The following is a 17839-nucleotide window of genomic DNA, read 5'->3' on the forward strand; positions in this document are numbered from 1 at the left end:
GGTTTGCCAGCGAACCGCTGATGACGGTTTTGAGATTTTCAGGTGGGGAGACTGGCGGATCACGCCAGCGCGGCCCAATACATTTAAAACAAAGCCCACGGCACGCCGTGGGCTTTATTGGCAGTCAGTCAGGCCAGGCCTTACTGAGGCGAAGCTTCGGTTTTAGGTTTGCCGAAATGCCACTCGTAAACCACGAACTTGAAGTCTTTCAGGTCGCCGTTCTTGTCGAAGCTCAAGTCACCGGTAGGGGTCTTGAAGGTGCCGGCGTGGATGGCTTCAGCCACTTTGCCCGCGTCTTCACTCTTGGCAGCCTTGATGGCGTCGGCGATCACGGTCACTGCAGAGTAGGACGGGAACACGAACGGACCGCTCGGGTCTTCTTTCTTGGCCTTGAACGCGTCAGCCAGGGCAACGTTGGCCGGATCCTGGTCGAAGGATTTCGGCAGGGTCACCAGCAGGCCTTCGGAAGCGTCCTTGGCGATTTGCGAGATCGAGTCGTTACCCACGCCTTCCGGACCCATGAACTTGGCTTTCAGGCCTTTTTCCTGGGATTGACGCAGGATCAGGCCCAGCTCTGGGTGGTAGCCGCCGTAGTAGACGAAGTCGACGTTGGCTTGCTTGAGCTTGGCGATCATCGAGGAGAAGTCTTTGTCGCCGGCGTTCACGCCTTCGAACACGGCAACCTTGATGCCCTTGCCTTCGAGGGTTTTCTTCACGGCGCTGGCGATGCCTTCGCCGTATTGCTGCTTGTCGTGCAGGACCGCAACGATCTTCGGCTTGACGTGGTCGGCGATGTAGTTGCCGGCCGCAGGGCCTTGGGCGCTGTCCAGGCCGATGGTGCGGAAGATCATCTTGTAGCCGCGAGCGGTGATGTCCGGGCTGGTAGCGGCCGGGGTGATCATGATCACGCCTTCGTCTTCATAGATGTCCGAAGCCGGCTGGGTGGAGCTGGAGCACAGGTGGCCAACCACGAACTTGATGCCGTCGTTGACGACTTTGTTCGCGACCGCGACCGCTTGTTTTGGATCACAGGCGTCATCGTATTCAACGGCTTCAAGCTTCTTGCCGTCGACGCCGCCCTTGGCGTTGATCTGTTCGATGGCCATCTTGGCGCCACTGAACTGCATGTCGCCGTACTGGGCTACAGGGCCGGTTTTTGGGCCGGCGATGCCGATCTTGATGGTGTCGGCGGCAAACGAATGGCTGGCAACCCCGGCCAGAACCATAGCGGCAAACAGTTTGGAAATCTGCTTAGTAGCCTTAGTCATAGTGCTCCACTCATGCTGTTGTAATTTTTATAGTCCTGGCGCCGTAGCAGCAGAACCGGGTCAGATATCTTGGATATCCCCGCGGAAAATGCCCCCGGCAACTGTACCGGTACAGTGTAGAGCGCCGATTGTTGGCAAGGGAAGCTGGCGCTTGGGGGCAAAACCTGAGGGTGTCGCTTTATTGAAAGAAAAAGACAGAATGGCGGCGGGGTTTGTCCGGACATATCGGCAATCCTTGGCTTTCCTGCGTTTTTCAATCGGTGCTGCAAATTGCTACCGGGTTTTTCTGCCAGACCACCGACGTTATGATTCGCGCCGATTTCTTTTCCGGACAGGTCCCATGAATCAAGAACCTAGCACCCTCTATGCCAAACTGCTTGGTGAAACCGCACCCATTACCTGGAAAGAGCTGGAGCCGTTCTTCGCCAAGGGTGCCCTATTGTGGGTCGATCCGGCACTGGATTTGATCGCAGCTGCCGAGGCCGTTGCCCGGGACGAAGGTACCAAAGTCGCCGCCTGGCTGGCCGCCGAGCAGCTCGCCAAGCTGTCTGAAACGCGGGCGCTGGATTTCCTGGAGCGTGATCCGCGGCTTTGGGCAGTGGTGGTTTCACCCTGGATTTTGATCCAGGAAAGAGCGTCGAACTGATCAATGCACCAACTTGGGTCGTTATTTTGGTCGCGCAAAAGTGTGTAGGTGAGTAGCGTGATGGCAGCCTGCCGTGGCGAAACGCCACAGGGTAGGGTGACGTATACGTAACGGGAACAGTTTATGGGGTGGCCTTTGAGCTGCTCAATTGTTTCTGGATGTTGTTTGTTTGGGGGCTTTAAGGCCGCCATCGCGAGCAAGCTCGCTCCCACAGGCGTTGTGAACACTGTCCAATGTGGGAGCGGGCTTGCTCGCGAAAGGGGCGACTCGGTCTTGCGCCGGGCCTCAGTAAGTCTTGCCCGTATGGTTATTCAGGGAAATAACCTTGGTCTTGCCGATGCGGTGACGGTAAATCTCACGCAGGTACTTGATGGCCTTCTTCACGCAGTCGCGGGACAGGCGGATGTCGTTGATCGAGACGAACTTGTCCTTGTCGCTGATCAGCTCGCGGTACTTCTTCTCATACATCGGCTTGATCGCGTACCAATTGGTGTCGAGGATTTTCGCCGGGTTTTCGAATTCGTTGAGCAGCTCGTCGATCCGTTCTTCGTCGAAGTCTTCATTGATGATGAAGTCCAGGATCGAGTTGTCCAGGGTGTCGTCGAAACGGTACGGGTTACGGGCGAAGCAGCGTTTGATAAAGGCCACGATCAGGGTCAGGAAATCATCCGACAGGCACGGACTCTTGGCGATCAGGGTGGTCAGCGACAAGTTGGCCGAGGCGCCGATCACCAGCGCGTAACGCTTGAGCGTGGTGTTGGGGAACAGGCTGTTGAGGTGGGTCTTGAGCCGGTTCAGGTCCATGTAGGACAGCTTGTAGTCCTTGGGCAACGAGACGATGGACACCACCGACGAGCAGTTCTTGAAGAAGTGCAGGTCATGCAGGGCCGCGGCGTCGTAGCCGGAGTTCTTGTACTGCTCCAGCGAGGCGCGGTAGCGCTTGGATTCGATTGGCAGCAGGCTGATGCCTTCGATGGCCTGGGTGACTTTGTTGAAGTGCGGCAGGTCGATGGAGCGGAAGAACAGGTCGTCGATGTTCAGGCGCGGCGGCTCTTTCTCGAACACCTTGAACTTGTCGCCGCTTGGCGCCGGGGTTTCCGGGACGACGGATTCGGCGTAGGCAATCGCCACTGGGCCGGCCAGGCTCATGAACAGGTCGTTGGCGTCCAGGCGAATGGTTTCGCCGATGTCGATGCCGGCACGACGGAAATAGTTCTGGTCGTAGTCGGTGGTCACGGCCTGGGCCGTCAGGATGTTGAAGATCTGTTGGGAGATGTACTGGTTGGCGTGTTTTTCCATGGCATTGACATCAATGTTCTGGATGTTGCCGTCATCACTTTCTTCGGCATAGCGCATGATGTCGTTGGAGATCAGCATCATCGCGTTCCACGGGCGGATACGGCCCATGACGCTGGCTTCGCTGCTGTCTTCGTTGGCGAAGTTGTACGAGAAATCCCATTCTTCCGACAGGTATTTGCACAGCAGGCGTCCGGCGTTGATGTGCAGGGCTTCGGACATTTCGCTACGGTGGTCGGAGATGTTCGGCAGCACGCAGATGCCGCTGGTGAAGATCGGCTCGAAGACGAAGGAGTGGCCGCTCTTGCTGTCGTGTTCGTCCATTGGCTTGGTGTCGAACGTCTTGTTCATGTACGAATACTGCTGGGCCAGGCCGAACTCCGAGGCCATGCCCGAACCCGTACCGCCGCCAGCACTGAAAATCGAGAAGTACAGGCGCGACTGGTTGGCCTTGATGCCACAGCTGTCGATCAGGTACGAGTGGATCATTTTCCAGTCGGGGCTGGAGAAGCGCTGGGTGTCCTTGTTCAGGATGATCTTGGCCAGGTACTGGCCCAGGATCGGCGCGTTACCGGCGCCACCGGCATGGACTTCCGACAGGTCCATGATTTTCATTTTGCTGTAGTCGCGCAAGAAGCCGCTTTTCTCGCCCTTGCGTGAGAAGCGGATGCGCCCGGCGATGTCCTTGTCCAAGTCACCGAGCATCACCAACGGTTCCACCAGGAACACCGGTTTGCTGGCCTTGCTGGTGCCCAGGCGCAGGTTGTTGCGGATCCACTGCGCAGGGCTGTAGCCCTTGTCGCTGTAGCCTTTATCTTCGGCGTTGAATTCGTTGAGGTAGAACTTGCGGGCGTTGTACACCAACTCGGCCACGTCCAGGGCGATGTTGGAACCGCAGCGACCCAGGCCGATCAGGCACACCGACGGGAACTCCTGCTGGTCACGCTCGCTGTTGTCATCCACCAGGTGCGGCGGGCGTGGGAATACGGTGTCGCGCAGGCCGTCGAGGTTGTCGAGGATACGGTCGGTGTTGGTTTCGGTGAAATACAGGTACTGCTGGCTCGACAGAGGGCGCGGGGGGCTCGACGGCTTCGAGACTTCAGGGCCGTTGGCGGCCGGGCTCAAGGTCAGATCGGATACCGCAGTGGCTGTTTTTTTTGAGGTCATTGTGCGCCATGTGCCTGAACTGGTGGCTCGACGATTGCAGTCATCGAACCCTCGCGGATGGGAATTCACGCCTGGATAAACGCGAATGTCGGTCCAAGCGGTCAGGGCTGCAGCCTGAGCAGCGCTCGGGATAATCTTTTTCCTGATCATGGTGGATCGGCCACCGGACCTCGATCTTTAACCCGCAAAAGGCGAAATGATGGCAATTGTTGCAGCAAGTTGATCAGCATCAAGAAATACGCCACTTCCCATGGTTGGGTATCAGCCTTGCGAATGATTGGAGACAGCTCCCGTGTCGCTGTCTAGATTGCATATCCAGGCCACGGACCGTTGGCCCATAACAATAAAAGAGACGGACCCATGCAGAACTCGACCCAAGCGGCGAATGCCTGGCGCATTCTGTTCCTGTTATTCCTGGCCAACCTGTTCAACTTCTTCGACCGCACCATTCCGGCGATCATCATCGAGCCGATCCGTATGGAATGGAGCCTCAGTGACTTCCAGATCGGCATCATCGGCACCGCCTTCACCATCGTCTACGCCATTGCCGGCTTGCCGCTGGGGCGCATGGCCGATACCGGTTCGCGCAGCAAGTTGATGGGCTGGGGCCTGGCGGCCTGGAGCGGGCTGACGGCGGTGAACGGCCTGGTGGGCAGTTTCTGGGCGTTCCTGGTGGTGCGCATGGGCGTGGGCATCGGCGAGGCCAGCTACGCGCCGGCGGCCAACTCGCTGATCGGCGACCTGTTCCCGGCCCATCGCCGGGCGCGGGCCATGGGTATCTTCATGTTGGGCCTACCGATTGGCTTGCTGTTGGCATTCTTCACCATCGGGGCGATGGTCAAGGCTTTCGACAGCTGGCGCGCACCGTTTTTTATCGCAGCCGTGCCGGGATTGGTGCTGGCGCTGTTCATGTTCTTCATCAAGGAACCCAAGCGCGGCGCGGCGGAAACCGTGCAGGTGTCCCAGGAAAAAGTCGACCGGCCGGTTCGTCGGGTGCTGGCGATTCCTACGTTCCTGTGGCTGGTGCTGGCGGGGCTGTGCTTCAACTTCGCCACCTATGCTTGCAATTCATTCCTCGTGCCGATGCTGCAACGTTACTTCCTGATGCCGCTGCACGAGGCCGCCGTGGCCACTGGGATCATGGTGGGCGTGACCGGGTTGTTCGGACTGACCCTTGGCGGTTGGGTCGCCGACAAGATTCATCAGCGAGTGGCCAATGGTCGGCTGCTGTTCGCGGCGTTCAGCCTGGCCATTTCGACGGTCACCACGGCGTGGGCATTGCATGCCGGGCGAATTGAAATCGGTGTGTTCGTAGCGGTGTTCAGCGTGGGGTGGTTGTTTGCCTATAACTTTTACACCTGCGTCTACACCGCGATCCAGGACGTGGTGGAACCACGCTTGCGCGCCACGGCGATGGCATTGTACTTTGCCGGGTTGTATTTGCTCGGCGGCGGCCTGGGGCCGGTGGTGGTGGGCGGCTTGTCCGACTACTTCGCCCGCACGGCCATGGCCAGCGCGGGTGTCGACCAGATGACCGAAGCATTCAAGGCCATCGGCCTGCACGATGCGATGTACCTGATCCCGGTGGCGCTGCTGTTGACCATGGTGTTCCTGTTCCTGGCGTCACGCTGCTTCGTGCGCGATGCCAAGCGGATGAAGGACGGGATGAGCGCGCAGGTGATGTCGCAGGGTGTCGCGGCGACGGCTTGATAGCACCTGACTCAGCTCCGGTGATGGGCCTGCTTTTGTGGCGAGGGGATTTATCCCCGTTGGGCTGCGAAGCAGCCCCCAAAAGCACTCAATTAATCTGACACACCGTGCTGTAGGGTTTAGGACTGCTGCGCAGCCCAACGGGGATAAATCCCCTCGCCACAGGTTGTGCATGGCAGCGAAATTGTGCCTAGCGAACCTTCTCATCCCGCCCACGCAGCAAGCGATTGGGCATCGCCACCGCGGCCGCCAGCCCCAACAGCGATACCGCCGCGCTGATCAACAGCAACTGCCGGAATGTCGCCTGCAATGCCTGGCGCAAGGCGTTCTGGGCTTCGCCCGGGGCGGCGTTGAGGCCGTCCAGCAAGACGTTGCCGGCATGTCCTTCACCGATCAGCGACGCGCCGGCGAGTTGGGCCAGGCTTGAGTCCTGCAGCAAGGCCAGCAGCAAGGCCGACATCAACGCCACGCCCACCGCGCCGCCAAGGGCGCGGAAGAGGTTGGTAGTGCTGGTGGCGACGCCGATGTCCTGTTGGTGTACGGAGTTCTGCGAACCCACCAATGAGGTGGGGAACTGCATGCCGGAGGCGATGCCGCTGAGCAGCATGAACAGACCGCTCAACCAGAACGCGTCAGGCGCAGTGAAGGCCATGCCGAGGATGGCGAAGGGAAAGAGCAGGGCACCGCTCAGGATCATCGGCTTGTAGCGCCCCGTGACCGAGGTCCGGCGGCCGGCGAAATACGCACCGATCGGCAGCCCTATCGCCAGTGGCAACAGGTGCAACGCCGCACTGTCGGCACCGGCGCCGGTCACGCTTTGGAAGCGCAACGGCATCAGCACCGTCAGGGAAATCGCCTGGAAACTGGTGAAGAACACCGTGCACCAGCACAGTACCGCGCTGCGGTTGGCGAACAGGTGCATCGGCAGCAACGGTTCCCGCGCCCGGCGCTCGTACCAGGCGAACGCTCCCAGGGCCATCCCCGCGCAACCCAGTAATCCCAGCACTTCACGGCTGTGCCAGGCATGGCCCTGGCCGATTTCGGTGATGCCCAGCAGCAGCGCGGTCAAGCCAATGATCAGCAACACGGTGCCCAGGTAATCGATGATCGGCGTGCGTTGCGGTACTGGCAGCCCCACCAGGGTGCGGCGGGCCACCCACCAGGCCGTGAGGCCCAGCGGCAGGTTGATCCAGAACACCCAGCGCCACGACAGGTACTCGGTCATGTAGCCACCGAGTACCGGCCCGGCCACGCTGGCCACCGCGTACATACTGCTGAAATACCCTTGGTAGCGACCCCGCTCGCGGGGCGGGATGATGTCGCCGATGATCGCCTGGCTCACGGAAATCATCCCGCCGGCGCCGATGCCCTGGACGATCCGCGCCAGCACCAGTTGCTCCATGTTTTGCGCCAGGCCACAGAATAGCGAGGCCAGGGTGAACAGGCCCATGCCGAACAGCATCAGGGGGCGGCGACCGTAGAGGTCACCGAGCTTGCCGTAGATCGGTACGGCCACGGTCATGGCGACCATGTAGCCGGAAATCACCCAGGCCAGCAGGCTGATGTCGGCAAATTGTGCGGAGATGGCCGGCATCGACACGGCGACGATGGTCTGGTCCAGGGCACCGAGGAAAATCGCCAGCATCAGGGCCACCAGCACGCTGCGGATGGCTGGCGTCGGGGCTTGGAGGGTGTTGAGCTGTGTCACGGAGGAACCTGCGGGCATCACGCCAAGTCGGCGAATGGGACGAAGCCCGCAGTTTAAGTCGGTAGGCGGCTATTCGATAGCCTCATAAGGAAGTCCGACGTAATTTTCCGCAATGGTTTTTCGACCGGCTTCGGAGTCGACGAAATACTCCAGCTCGGCTTCGCTGATGCGCTGGTTGAAGGCATCGTCGTCGAAGCGGTGCAGCATCGAAGTCATCCACCACGAGAACCGTTCGGCTTTCCAGACCCGCCGCAGACAGATGGCGGAATATTTTTCCAGCAAATCCACACGGCCGTCGCGATAGACCTTGAGCAGGATGTTGAACAACGTACTGACATCGCTGGCGGCCAGGTTCAGCCCCTTGGCCCCGGTGGGTGGGACGATGTGGGCCGCGTCGCCCACCAGGAACATCCGCCCGTACTGCATCGGCTCGACCACGAAGCTGCGTAGCGGCGCGATGCTTTTCTCGATGGACGGGCCGGTCACCAGGGCTTCGGCCAGGTCGGTGGGCAGGCGGTTTTTCAGTTCATCCCAGAAACGCTCGTCCGGCCAGTCGGCCACTTGCTCCTCGGCGGGGACTTGCAGGTAGTAACGGGTGCGGGTCTTGGAGCGCATGCTGCACAGGGCAAAGCCGCGGGCGTGCCGAGCGTAGACCAACTCTTCGTGAACCGGCGGGGTGTCGGCCAGCACGCCGAGCCAGCCAAATGGGTAGACGCGTTCGAAGACCTTGAGTTTTTCCGCCGGAATGGACTGTCGCGCCACGCCGTGGAAACCGTCGCAACCGGCAATGTAGTCGCAGTCCAGGCGCAAGGTTTGCCCTTCATGCTCGAAGGTCACGAAAGGGTGCTCGGTTTGCATGTCGTGGGGCTGGGCGTTGCTGGCCAGGTACAACGTGCGGGCGCCGGCGGCTTCGCGGGCGGCCATCAGGTCACGGGTGACTTCGGTCTGGCCGTAGACCATGACGTTTTTACCGCCTGTCAGGCCCTTGAGGTCGATGTGCACCCGCCGATCGTTGAGCACCAGTTCAAAGCCGTCATGGGGCAGGCCTTCGGCGTCCATGCGTTGGCCGACGCCGGCCTGGCGCAGCAGTTCGACCATGCCTTGCTCCAGCACACCGGCGCGGATGCGGCCCAGTACATAGTCCGGGGTCTGGCGTTCGAGGATGACAGTGTCGATGCCGGCGTTGTGCAGCAACTGGCCAAGCAGCAGGCCAGAGGGGCCGGCGCCGATAATCGCGACTTGGGTCTTGAGGGTTTTCATTGTTCTTATGACTCGCACGAAGCACGCGACCAGGGTCGGTGTTGATTGTTATGGACCGAGTGCTTGCATTTTTCGCTTGCTGGCCTGTCAATTGAAGGGGAAAACTGAGCCGATACCTGTACTTTCTGCCAATCGGTGCGATTATCGCCCGCAACCCCAGGCCCGGATCCACGTTATGAAAAAACCTGACCTGCCTTCGATCCCGGTGTTCAAGCTCTACGGCGAAAGCCAGGACTGGCCGACCCCGGATCTGCTGCACTGCGAAACCATTTCCAAGCGCAGCCGCGAGCATCACTGGGAAATCAAACCCCATCGGCATGCCGATCTGTGTCAGTTGCTGTTTGTCTTCAAGGGCCAGGCGGAACTGGAAATCGAAGGCCGGCGCACGCAGCTCACCGAGCCGGCGGTGCAGATCCTGCCGCCGCTGTCGGTTCATGGCTTTCGTTTTTCCGAGGATGTGGAAGGTTACGTGGTGACCCTGGCGGCGCCGCTGGTCACGCACCTGCAAGCGCAGTTGGGGCATTCGGTCAATGTGCTGGCCCAGGCCGAAAGCTACCCGGCCCTCGAGAATGCCGAGTACCTCAACAGCCTGTTCAGCGCCCTGCAGAATGAATACATGGGGCATCAGCCGGCTCGGGAAATGCTGATGCATGCGCTGGTCAGCGTGATCATGGTCTGGGTCAGCCGCCAGGTGATGCAGCGACACACCCAGGCCCAGCGCCCGCAACGGGCCCGGGAATACCTCAACGGATTCATTCAGTTGGTGGAAGAAACCTATCGCCAGCACGTCAAGGTCGAAGACCTGGCCCATCGCCTGGGGATTTCCGTGTCGCACCTCAACGGCACCTGTCGGGAACTGGCGGGGCAACCGGCGTTGCAGATCATGCATGAGCGCCAGTTATTGGAAGCCAAGCGGCTGCTGACCTACACCGGCCTGACGATTTACGAGATTTCCGAGATGCTCGGGTTCTCCGACCCGACGAATTTCACCCGACTGTTCCGCCGGCGCGTGGGAATCTCGCCCAAAGCCTTCCGCGACCGGCTCAAGACCGATCAACAGGACGACTGACCACGCCTCAGCGCAACGCGTTCAGGGTCGCGCTGTGAGGGATGCAGCGTTCGAAGTTGCAACTGGCGTATTCACGAGGCAGTTGCCGGGTCTGCTCGACCCGATAGGCCGCGGTGCCATACAGCGCCAGCGTGGCGGTGCAGGTAACAAATATGGCGAGGCGTCTTTTTGTTTTGATGTTCATGGCGGTGACCTCTGAACGAATACCCGGGGGTACTACTTTCAGCATAGGTCAGCCGTGGCGGGTTGCCAGCCTGGTAAGCGTCGCATTTAACCCGACATTCAGAATGCTGATATCCCCTGTGGGAGCGGGCTTGCTCGCGAAAGCGGTGTGTCAGTCACCATCAATGTCGACTGTTGCTCCGTCTTCGCGAGCAAGCCCGCTCCCACAGGGATAGAGGTGTTTTTCGGGGGAGTTATGCCAGGTGTTCCGGCTTCATCGGATCGCCCGGCTTGACGTCCAGTTGCTGGCGCACGTCTTCGAACATTTTGTCGTAGTACTCGTGCATCGAGCCGATGCTGGCGGTCTTGGGCAGGCCATATTGCTGGGCGATACGCGTGGCGTGGCGGGCGAAGTCGAAGGCCTGGTCCTTGGCCAGGAAGAAGGTCTCGTCCAGGGACTTGTCCTCCACCGTGCCATGCACCCGGAACGACATGCCGGTGCCTTCCTTGGGATCCTGTGCAACCTCGTAATCGATGCACAGGTTGTAGCTGAAATCTTCCTTGTTCAGCGCATGGCGTTCCATGTGCAGGTGACCGGGTTCGAACATGGCCATAAACGACTCTCCTCAAGGGCGTGGGTGTAGGGCAGACCCCGGATCCGCCCTGCAAGTTTCCTGTTATCGATAAGTGATGCCCGCTGTGGCCGTGCTGATGCGAGTGCCGGCCTGGCCCTGGACGATAGCATCGATGTCCGACAGCGACCCGATCACCGCGACCTTGCCAGTGTTGCGAGCGAATTCGCAGGCGGCCTGCACCTTCGGCCCCATGGAACCGGCGGCGAAACCGAGCCGCTCCAGTTCGTCGGGGTGGGCCTGGGCGATGGCTTTCTGGGTTGGCTTGCCGAAGTCGATGAACGCGGCGTTGACGTCGGTGGCGATCACCAGCAGATCGCTTTCCAGCTGTTCGGCCAGCAGCGCCGAGCACAGGTCCTTGTCGATCACCGCTTCCACGCCTTGCAGCTTGCCGTTGGCGTCGTACATCGTCGGAATGCCGCCACCGCCGGCGCAGATCACGATGCTGCCTTTTTCCAGCAACCACTTGATCGGACGGATTTCAAAGATGCGCTTGGGTCGTGGGCTGGCGACCACCCGGCGGAACTTGTCGCCGTCCGGGGCGATGGCCCAGCCTTTCTCGGCGGCGAGTTTTTCTGCGTCGGCTTTGCTGTAGACCGGGCCGATGGGCTTGCTGGGATTCTGGAACGCCGGGTCGTTGCCATCCACTTCGACCTGGGTCAGCAGCGTGGCGAACGGCACTTCGAAGTCCAACAGGTTGCCCAGTTCTTGCTCGATGATGTAGCCGATCATGCCTTCGGTTTCGGCGCCGAGCACGTCCAGCGGATAGGGCGTGACCGAGGTATAGGCCGCCGCTTGTAACGACAGCAGGCCGACCTGCGGGCCGTTGCCATGGGCGATGACCAGCTCGTTGCCGGGGTGGATTTTCGCGATCTGTCCGGCCGCGGTGCGGATATTGCTGCGTTGGTTGTCTGCGGTCATGGGTTCACCCCGACGCAGGAGGGCGTTACCGCCCAGGGCAACGACGATGCGCATGGTGTTGTCCTTCCAAAAAATGAACGAACAACGCGGTCCCTTGTGGGAGCGAGCTTGCTCGCGATAGCGGTGTGTCAGTCGACATCAATGTTGCCTGTTCCTGCGCCATCGCGAGCAAGCTCGCTCCCACAAGGGAACTGCGTTGGCTTCAGATATCCGCCAGCGCCGATACCAGGATCGCCTTGATGGTGTGCATGCGGTTTTCCGCTTGCTCGAAGGCGATGTTGGCCGGGGATTCGAAGACCTCCTCGGTCACTTCCACGCCGTTGGCCAGGTTCGGATAGCGGGCGGCGATGTCCTGGCCGACCTTGGTTTCGCTGTTGTGGAACGCGGGCAGGCAGTGCATGAATTTTACCCGTGGGTTGCCCGAGGCTTTCATCATCTGCGCGTTGACCTGGTAGGGCAGCAATTGCTCGATGCGTTCATCCCAGGCTTCCACCGGCTCGCCCATGGACACCCAGATGTCGGTGTGGATGAAGTCCACGCCCTTGACGGCTTCTTTCGGGTCTTCAGTGATGGTGATGCGTGCGCCACTTTCGACGGCGAAGGCCTGGCACTGGTCGATGAAATCCTGATGCGGCCACAGGGCTTTCGGTGCGCCGATGCGCACGTCCATGCCCAGTTTGGCGCCGATCATCAACAGCGAATTGCCCATGTTGTAGCGCGCGTCGCCCAGGTAGGCGTAGCTGATGTCATGCAGCGGCTTGTCGCTGTGTTCGCGCATGGTCAGGGTGTCGGCGATCATCTGGGTGGGGTGGAATTCGGCGGTCAGGCCGTTGAACACCGGCACCCCGGCGAACTTGGCCAGTTCCTCGACGATCTCCTGTTCGAAGCCCCGGTACTCGATGGCGTCGAACATCCGTCCCAGGACCCGGGCGGTGTCTTTCATGCTTTCCTTGTGGCCGATCTGCGACGACACCGGGTCGATGTAGGTGACGTGGGCGCCCTGGTCATGGGCCGCCACTTCAAAGGCGCAGCGGGTGCGGGTCGAGGTCTTTTCGAAGATCAGCGCGATGTTCTTGCCCTTGAGGTGCGGCTGTTCGGTGCCGGTGTATTTGGCACGCTTGAGGTCGCGGGACAGGTCCAGCAGATAGTGCAACTCGCGGTTGGTGTGGTGCATCAGACTCAGCAGGCTGCGGTTGCGCATGTTGAACGCCATGATATGGATCTCCTTGGGTTTCGGTTATCCCCTGGGCTGCGTTCGATAAACGCGGCCCAGGCTCGAAGGTCAGTAGTCGATCGGGTCGCGAATGATCGGGCAGGTCATGCAATGGCCACCGCCGCGGCCGCGGCCCAGCTCGCTGGCGCTGATGGTGATGACTTCCACCCCGGCCTTGCGCAGCAGGGTATTGGTGTAGGTGTTGCGGTCGTAGCCGATCACCACGCCCGGCTCCACGGCCACCACGTTGTTGCCGTCGTCCCATTGTTCACGCTCGGCGGCGAAGCTGTTGCCGCCGGTTTCCACTACCCGCAGTGCCGGCAGCTTGAGGGCGGCGGCCACGGTGTCGAGGAAGCTGCCATTCTCGCGGCGTACGTCGATGCCACCGGGCTTGCTCTCGTCAGGGCGCAGGGAAAACGCGACGATCTGGCTCACCACTTCGGGGAAAATCGTCACCAGGTCGCGGTCGCAGAAGCTGAACACGGTGTCCAAATGCATGGCCGCGCGAGATTTTGGCAGGCCGGCGACGATCACCCGTTCCACGGCGTTGTGCTTGAACAGGTTCAGCGCCAGTTGGCCAATGGCCTGGTGTGACGAGCGTTCGCCCATGCCAATCAGTACCACGCCGTTGCCGATGGGCATCACGTCGCCCCCTTCAAGCGTCGCGTTGCCATGCTCCTGGTCCGGATCGCCGTACCAGACCTGGAAGTCGGCCTGGGTGAACTCAGGGTGGAATTTGTAGATGGCGCTGGCCAGCAGGGTTTCCTGGCGGCGTGCCGGCCAGTACATCGGGTTCAGCGTCACGCCGCCGTAGATCCAGCAAGTGGTGTCACGGGTGAACTGGGTATTGGGCAGCGGCGGCAGGATGAAGCTGGAATGCCCGAGGAAGTCGCGGAACATCTGGATGGTCTTGCCACCGAAGCTGTCCGGCAGATCATCGGCCGAGACGCCGCCGATCAGGAACTCAGCGATATGGCGCGGCTCCAGGCTGCGCAGCCACGAGCCGACTTCATTCACCAGGCCCAGGCCCACCGAGTTGGCGGTGATCTTTCGTTGCAGGATCCAGTCGAGGGCTTCGGGAATGGCGACGATATCGGTCAGCAGGTTGTGCATTTCCAGTACGTCGATGTCGCGCTCGCGCATCTTGGTGACGAAATCGAAATGGTCGCGCTTGGCCTGGTTGACCCAGATCACGTCATCGAACAGCAGTTCGTCGCAGTTGTTCGGGGTCAAGCGTTGATGGGCCAGGCCTGGGGAACACACCATGACTTTGCGTAATTTGCCGGCTTCGGAATGAACGCCGTATTTCACTTTTTCCGTGGTCATTACAAATCCTCCAGTTAAAACAGTCAGCCAGCTACAAGGTCAGGAAGCCGTCGTAGAGCCCGTAGGCGGCCACCAGGGCGCCTGCGACCACTGCAGCGAAAATCAGCTTCTCGACAGAGGTGAAAACCGGTTTGCCCACCTCGCGCTTGGCCTTGGCGAACAAGATCGCGCCGGGGGCGTAGAGCAGGGCGGAGAGCAGCAGGTACTTGATCCCGCCGGCGTACAGCAGCCACATCGCGTAGATCAGGGCGATGGCGCCGATGACCAGGTCCTTGCGCCGCTCGGCCACGAAGCCTTCGTAGGTCTCGCCGCGTACCGCCAGCAGCACGGCGTAGGCCGCCGACCACAGGTACGGCACCAGGATCATCGAGGTGGCGAGGTAAATCAGCGACAGGTAAGTGCTGGCTGAGAACAGGGTAATGATCAAGAACAACTGGACCATCGCGTTGGTCAGCCACAGGGCGTTGGCCGGTACGTGGTTGGCGTTCTCCCGGCGCAGGAACTCGGGCATGGTGTGGTCCTTGGCGGCGGCGAACATGATCTCGGCGCACAGCAGCACCCAGGACAACAGCGCGCCGAGCAACGAGATGATCAGGCCGACGCTGATCAGCACCGCGCCCCAGTGACCCACCACATGCTCCAGCACCGCGGCCATCGACGGGTTCTGCAACTTGGCCAGTTCAGGCTGGGTCATGATCCCCAGGGACAGCACGTTCACCAGCATCAGGAACAACAATACGGTGATGAAGCCGATTACGGTGGCCTTGCCCACGTCGGTGCGTTTTTCGGCGCGGGCGGAGAAGATGCTCGCGCCTTCAATGCCGATGAACACCCACACGGTGACCAGCATCATGTGCCGCACCTGGTTCATCACGCTGCCCAGGTCCGGGTTCTTCAGGCCCCAGATGTCAGCGGTAAAGATATCCAGCTTGAAGGCGAACACGGCGATCAGCACGAACAGCACCAGCGGCACGACCTTGGCAATGGTGGTCACCAGGTTGATGAACGCCGCTTCCCGGATGCCGCGCAGTACCAGAAGGTGCACCGCCCAGAGCAGCACAGACGAACCGATCACTGCCGCTACGGTATTGCCCTCACCAAAAACCGGGAAAAAATACCCCAGGGTGCTGAACAACAGGACGAAGTAACCGACGTTGCCCAGCCAGGCGCTGATCCAGTAACCCCAGGCCGACGAGAAACCCATGTAGTCGCCGAAACCGGCCTTGGCGTAGGCATACACACCGCCGTCCAGATCGGGTTTGCGGTTGGCCAGGGTCTGGAACACGAAGGCCAGCGTCAGCATGCCGACGGCCGTAATGGCCCAACCGATCAGCACGGCACCGACGTCGGCGCTGGCGGCCATGTTTTGTGGCAGGGAAAAGATCCCGCCGCCGATCATGGAGCCGACCACCAGTGCGACCAGCGCACCCAGTCGAAGTTTTCCGGGGGTATCAGACATGTGTGAGACTCCAATGCAGGAGAAGAGAGTCGACAGCCTAAGTCGATTTGAAAGTTGAATTCCTGATCTAGGTCAGTGCCTGACAACATTCCATTGTTATTGAAGGAGTTGAAGCTTTCTTCATCTCCAAAAAATGTCCGGAAGGCCTGTTTCACAGGCTCTGGCGAGGCCGGTTTCCTCCAATACAGGGTATTCAAGCTAGTTGATTTCTGCGCAGCCGTAATTATTTTTCAGGCTGCTTTCATGACCAAAATAATCCTGGGTCATGACTTTTTTATTAGCGTCTTGGAGAATAACCGGCTAATAAGGTCTTGAACTTTGAGCGCATGACGTTATTCAAAAACGTTATGTCGCTTTATTTACTTAATTGACAGTGAGAAAAGATGCCGCAGCCGATTGAAAAGTTACGACTCGGTGCGCTGGTCGCGCTGGTGGTGGGGTCGATGATCGGCGGCGGGATCTTTTCCCTGCCGCAAAACATGGCGGCCCGGGCCGATGTCGGGGCGGTGCTGATCGGTTGGGCGATCACCGCCGTCGGCATGCTGACCCTGGCCTTCGTGTTCCAGACCCTGGCCAATCGAAAGCCTGAACTGGAGTCGGGCGTCTACGCCTATGCCAAGGCGGGTTTTGGCGACTACATGGGTTTCTCGTCGGCCTGGGGTTACTGGATCAGTGCCTGGCTGGGCAACGTCGGCTATTTCGTCCTGTTGTTCAGCACCCTGGGGTATTTTTTCCCGGTGTTCGGCCAGGGCAACACGCCAGTGGCCATTGGCTGCGCATCGTTGCTGCTCTGGGCGGTGCATTTCCTGGTATTGCGCGGCATCAAGGAGGCGGCGTTCATCAACCTGGTGACCACCATCGCCAAGGTGGTGCCGCTGGTCATGTTCATCGTCATCGCCGCCGTGGCGTTCAAGGCCGAGGTATTCACCCGGGATATCTGGGGTGCAATGAATCCGGACTTGGGCAGCGTGATGGACCAGGTGCGCAACATGATGCTGGTCACGGTGTTCGTATTCATTGGTATCGAAGGCGCCAGCGTTTATTCGGCGCGGGCGGAAAAACGCGCGGACGTCGGACGTGCGACGGTGATCGGCTTTCTCGGGGTCCTGGCGCTGCAGGTGCTGGTGAACGTGTTGTCCCTGGGCATCATGAGCCAGCCCGCACTGGCGCAGTTGCAGAACCCGTCCCTGGCCGGCGTGTTGGAACATATCGTCGGACCCTGGGGCGCGTTGTTGATCAGCCTGGGCCTGGCGGTGTCGCTGTTGGGGGCATTGCTGTCCTGGGCGCTGCTGTGCGCCGAAATTCTCTACGCCACCGCCAGGGACAAGACCATGCCGGCGTTCCTGACCAGGGAAAACGCCAACCATGCGCCGGTCAACGCGTTATGGCTGACCAATGGCATGATCCAGTTGTTTTTGCTGATTACCCTGTTTTCCGCAGGCACCTACACCAGCCTGATCTACCTCGCCTCATCGATGATCCTGGTGCCCTACCTGTGGTCGGCGGCCTATGCGGTGTTGCTTTGCGCGCGGGGCGAAACCTATGGGCAGGCCTCGGCCCAGCGCCTGAAAGACCTGTGCATTGGCGGCGTTGCGCTGTGCTATGCGGTGTGGCTGCTGTATGCCGGTGGCGTGAAGTACCTGTTGCTGTCGGCGCTGCTCTACGCACCGGGGGTCATCCTGTTTGCCCAGGCCAAGCGTGAGCAGCGGCAGCCGTTGTTCACCCATGTGGAGAAAGGCGTCTTTGTGTGTGTGATGTCCGGGGCAGGCGTGGCGGCGTATGGGTTATACAGTGGGTTTTTGGCGTTGTGAGGCGAAGGTTGCCTTTCTAGCGAATAGAGGCGGTCAGTGTGGCGAGGGGATTTATCCCCGCTGGGGTGCGAAGCGCCCCCAGAGAACGTTCGTGATTTTCCTGGCACACCGAGGCGCCAGGTTTCAGGGCCGCTTCGCGCCCCAGCGGGGATAAATCCCCTCGCCACAACGGATTGTGATCGACACGTTGG

14 protein-coding genes are annotated in these 17839 nt (G+C 60.4%); 4 read left to right on the forward strand and 10 right to left on the reverse strand.

Features of this window, described 5'->3' with window-relative positions:
• Positions 1-140: 140 nt before the first annotated feature.
• Entirely contained in the window at positions 141-1268 is a 1128-nt protein-coding gene (locus LOY70_RS06590; RefSeq protein WP_265034805.1) for a branched-chain amino acid ABC transporter substrate-binding protein, read from the reverse strand.
• A gap of 340 nt (positions 1269-1608) precedes the next feature.
• Between LOY70_RS06590 and LOY70_RS06595 the strand changes: the two genes are divergently transcribed.
• A complete protein-coding gene (locus tag LOY70_RS06595; protein ID WP_265034807.1) occupies positions 1609-1914 on the forward strand; it encodes a DUF2288 domain-containing protein in 306 nt (101 codons plus the stop codon).
• A 285-nt stretch (positions 1915-2199) separates the two neighbouring features.
• Here the strand turns inward: LOY70_RS06595 and LOY70_RS06600 are convergent, their stop codons facing one another.
• Entirely contained in the window at positions 2200-4377 is a 2178-nt protein-coding gene (locus LOY70_RS06600; RefSeq protein WP_265034809.1) for a hypothetical protein, read from the reverse strand.
• Between the two features lie 360 nt (positions 4378-4737).
• Here LOY70_RS06600 and LOY70_RS06605 point away from each other — a divergent pair, with 360 nt between their 5' ends.
• Positions 4738-6087 (forward strand): spinster family MFS transporter, encoded by a 1350-nt coding sequence (locus LOY70_RS06605; RefSeq protein ID WP_265034811.1) that lies wholly within the window; start codon positions 4738-4740, stop codon positions 6085-6087.
• 190 nt (positions 6088-6277) lie between these two features.
• Here the strand turns inward: LOY70_RS06605 and LOY70_RS06610 are convergent, their stop codons facing one another.
• Together LOY70_RS06610 and pobA are read right to left on the reverse strand one after the other, a co-directional pair.
• Positions 6278-7813, reverse strand: a complete 1536-nt coding sequence (locus LOY70_RS06610) for an MDR family MFS transporter (RefSeq protein WP_265034813.1) — start codon at positions 7811-7813, stop codon at positions 6278-6280.
• 51 nt (positions 7814-7864) lie between these two features.
• Complete coding sequence (pobA, locus tag LOY70_RS06615; protein WP_265034815.1) at positions 7865-9055, reverse strand: 4-hydroxybenzoate 3-monooxygenase; 1191 nt, start codon at positions 9053-9055, stop codon at positions 7865-7867.
• Between the two features lie 175 nt (positions 9056-9230).
• Here pobA and LOY70_RS06620 point away from each other — a divergent pair, with 175 nt between their 5' ends.
• Positions 9231-10124: a helix-turn-helix domain-containing protein gene (locus LOY70_RS06620; RefSeq protein ID WP_265034817.1), complete on the forward strand. Its 894-nt coding sequence runs from the start codon at positions 9231-9233 to the stop codon at positions 10122-10124.
• Positions 10125-10131: 7 nt separating this feature from the next.
• Here LOY70_RS06620 and LOY70_RS06625 read toward each other — a convergent pair whose 3' ends face one another.
• The 6 genes from LOY70_RS06625 to arcD (LOY70_RS06650) form a co-directional block, all read right to left on the reverse strand.
• Positions 10132-10308, reverse strand: a complete 177-nt coding sequence (locus LOY70_RS06625) for a hypothetical protein (protein WP_185045826.1) — start codon at positions 10306-10308, stop codon at positions 10132-10134.
• 232 nt (positions 10309-10540) lie between these two features.
• A complete protein-coding gene (locus LOY70_RS06630; RefSeq protein ID WP_265034820.1) occupies positions 10541-10900 on the reverse strand; it encodes a DUF5064 family protein in 360 nt (119 codons plus the stop codon).
• A 63-nt stretch (positions 10901-10963) separates the two neighbouring features.
• Positions 10964-11893 carry a carbamate kinase gene (gene arcC, locus LOY70_RS06635; protein ID WP_265034822.1) on the reverse strand — a complete coding sequence of 310 codons (930 nt, stop codon included), beginning with the start codon at positions 11891-11893 and terminating at the stop codon, positions 10964-10966.
• A 148-nt stretch (positions 11894-12041) separates the two neighbouring features.
• Positions 12042-13052, reverse strand: a complete 1011-nt coding sequence (locus LOY70_RS06640; protein WP_123417251.1) for an ornithine carbamoyltransferase — start codon at positions 13050-13052, stop codon at positions 12042-12044.
• Positions 13053-13121: 69 nt separating this feature from the next.
• Positions 13122-14378: an arginine deiminase gene (gene arcA / locus LOY70_RS06645; protein ID WP_265034824.1), complete on the reverse strand. Its 1257-nt coding sequence runs from the start codon at positions 14376-14378 to the stop codon at positions 13122-13124.
• Between the two features lie 31 nt (positions 14379-14409).
• A complete protein-coding gene (arcD, locus tag LOY70_RS06650; RefSeq protein ID WP_265034826.1) occupies positions 14410-15837 on the reverse strand; it encodes an arginine-ornithine antiporter in 1428 nt (475 codons plus the stop codon).
• A 383-nt stretch (positions 15838-16220) separates the two neighbouring features.
• On the opposite strand from arcD (LOY70_RS06650), the gene arcD (LOY70_RS06655) reads away from it, so the two are divergent.
• On the forward strand, positions 16221-17648 hold the full coding sequence (arcD, locus tag LOY70_RS06655) for an arginine-ornithine antiporter (protein WP_265034828.1): 1428 nt from the start codon (positions 16221-16223) through the stop codon (positions 17646-17648).
• Positions 17649-17839 lie beyond the last annotated feature (191 nt).

The organism is Pseudomonas sp. B21-054 (assembly GCF_026016345.1).
Taxonomy (GTDB): domain Bacteria; phylum Pseudomonadota; class Gammaproteobacteria; order Pseudomonadales; family Pseudomonadaceae; genus Aquipseudomonas.

Excerpts from the sequence above, each read along its gene's own strand:
- LOY70_RS06625 (WP_185045826.1), bottom strand. The coding sequence starts at position 10,308 with ATGAACATCAAAACAAAAAGACGCCTCGCCATATTTGTTACCTGCACC.
- pobA (WP_265034815.1), bottom strand. The coding sequence starts at position 9,055 with ATGAAAACCCTCAAGACCCAAGTCGCGATTATCGGCGCCGGCCCCTCT.
- LOY70_RS06600 (WP_265034809.1), bottom strand. The coding sequence starts at position 4,377 with ATGACCTCAAAAAAAACAGCCACTGCGGTATCCGATCTGACCTTGAGC.
- LOY70_RS06590 (WP_265034805.1), bottom strand. The coding sequence starts at position 1,268 with ATGACTAAGGCTACTAAGCAGATTTCCAAACTGTTTGCCGCTATGGTT.
- LOY70_RS06630 (WP_265034820.1), bottom strand. The coding sequence starts at position 10,900 with ATGGCCATGTTCGAACCCGGTCACCTGCACATGGAACGCCATGCGCTG.
- arcC (WP_265034822.1), bottom strand. The coding sequence starts at position 11,893 with ATGCGCATCGTCGTTGCCCTGGGCGGTAACGCCCTCCTGCGTCGGGGT.
- LOY70_RS06640 (WP_123417251.1), bottom strand. The coding sequence starts at position 13,052 with ATGGCGTTCAACATGCGCAACCGCAGCCTGCTGAGTCTGATGCACCAC.
- LOY70_RS06610 (WP_265034813.1), bottom strand. The coding sequence starts at position 7,813 with ATGCCCGCAGGTTCCTCCGTGACACAGCTCAACACCCTCCAAGCCCCG.
- arcD (WP_265034828.1), top strand. The coding sequence starts at position 16,221 with ATGCCGCAGCCGATTGAAAAGTTACGACTCGGTGCGCTGGTCGCGCTG.
- arcA (WP_265034824.1), bottom strand. The coding sequence starts at position 14,378 with ATGACCACGGAAAAAGTGAAATACGGCGTTCATTCCGAAGCCGGCAAA.
- LOY70_RS06595 (WP_265034807.1), top strand. The coding sequence starts at position 1,609 with ATGAATCAAGAACCTAGCACCCTCTATGCCAAACTGCTTGGTGAAACC.
- LOY70_RS06605 (WP_265034811.1), top strand. The coding sequence starts at position 4,738 with ATGCAGAACTCGACCCAAGCGGCGAATGCCTGGCGCATTCTGTTCCTG.
- LOY70_RS06620 (WP_265034817.1), top strand. The coding sequence starts at position 9,231 with ATGAAAAAACCTGACCTGCCTTCGATCCCGGTGTTCAAGCTCTACGGC.
- arcD (WP_265034826.1), bottom strand. The coding sequence starts at position 15,837 with ATGTCTGATACCCCCGGAAAACTTCGACTGGGTGCGCTGGTCGCACTG.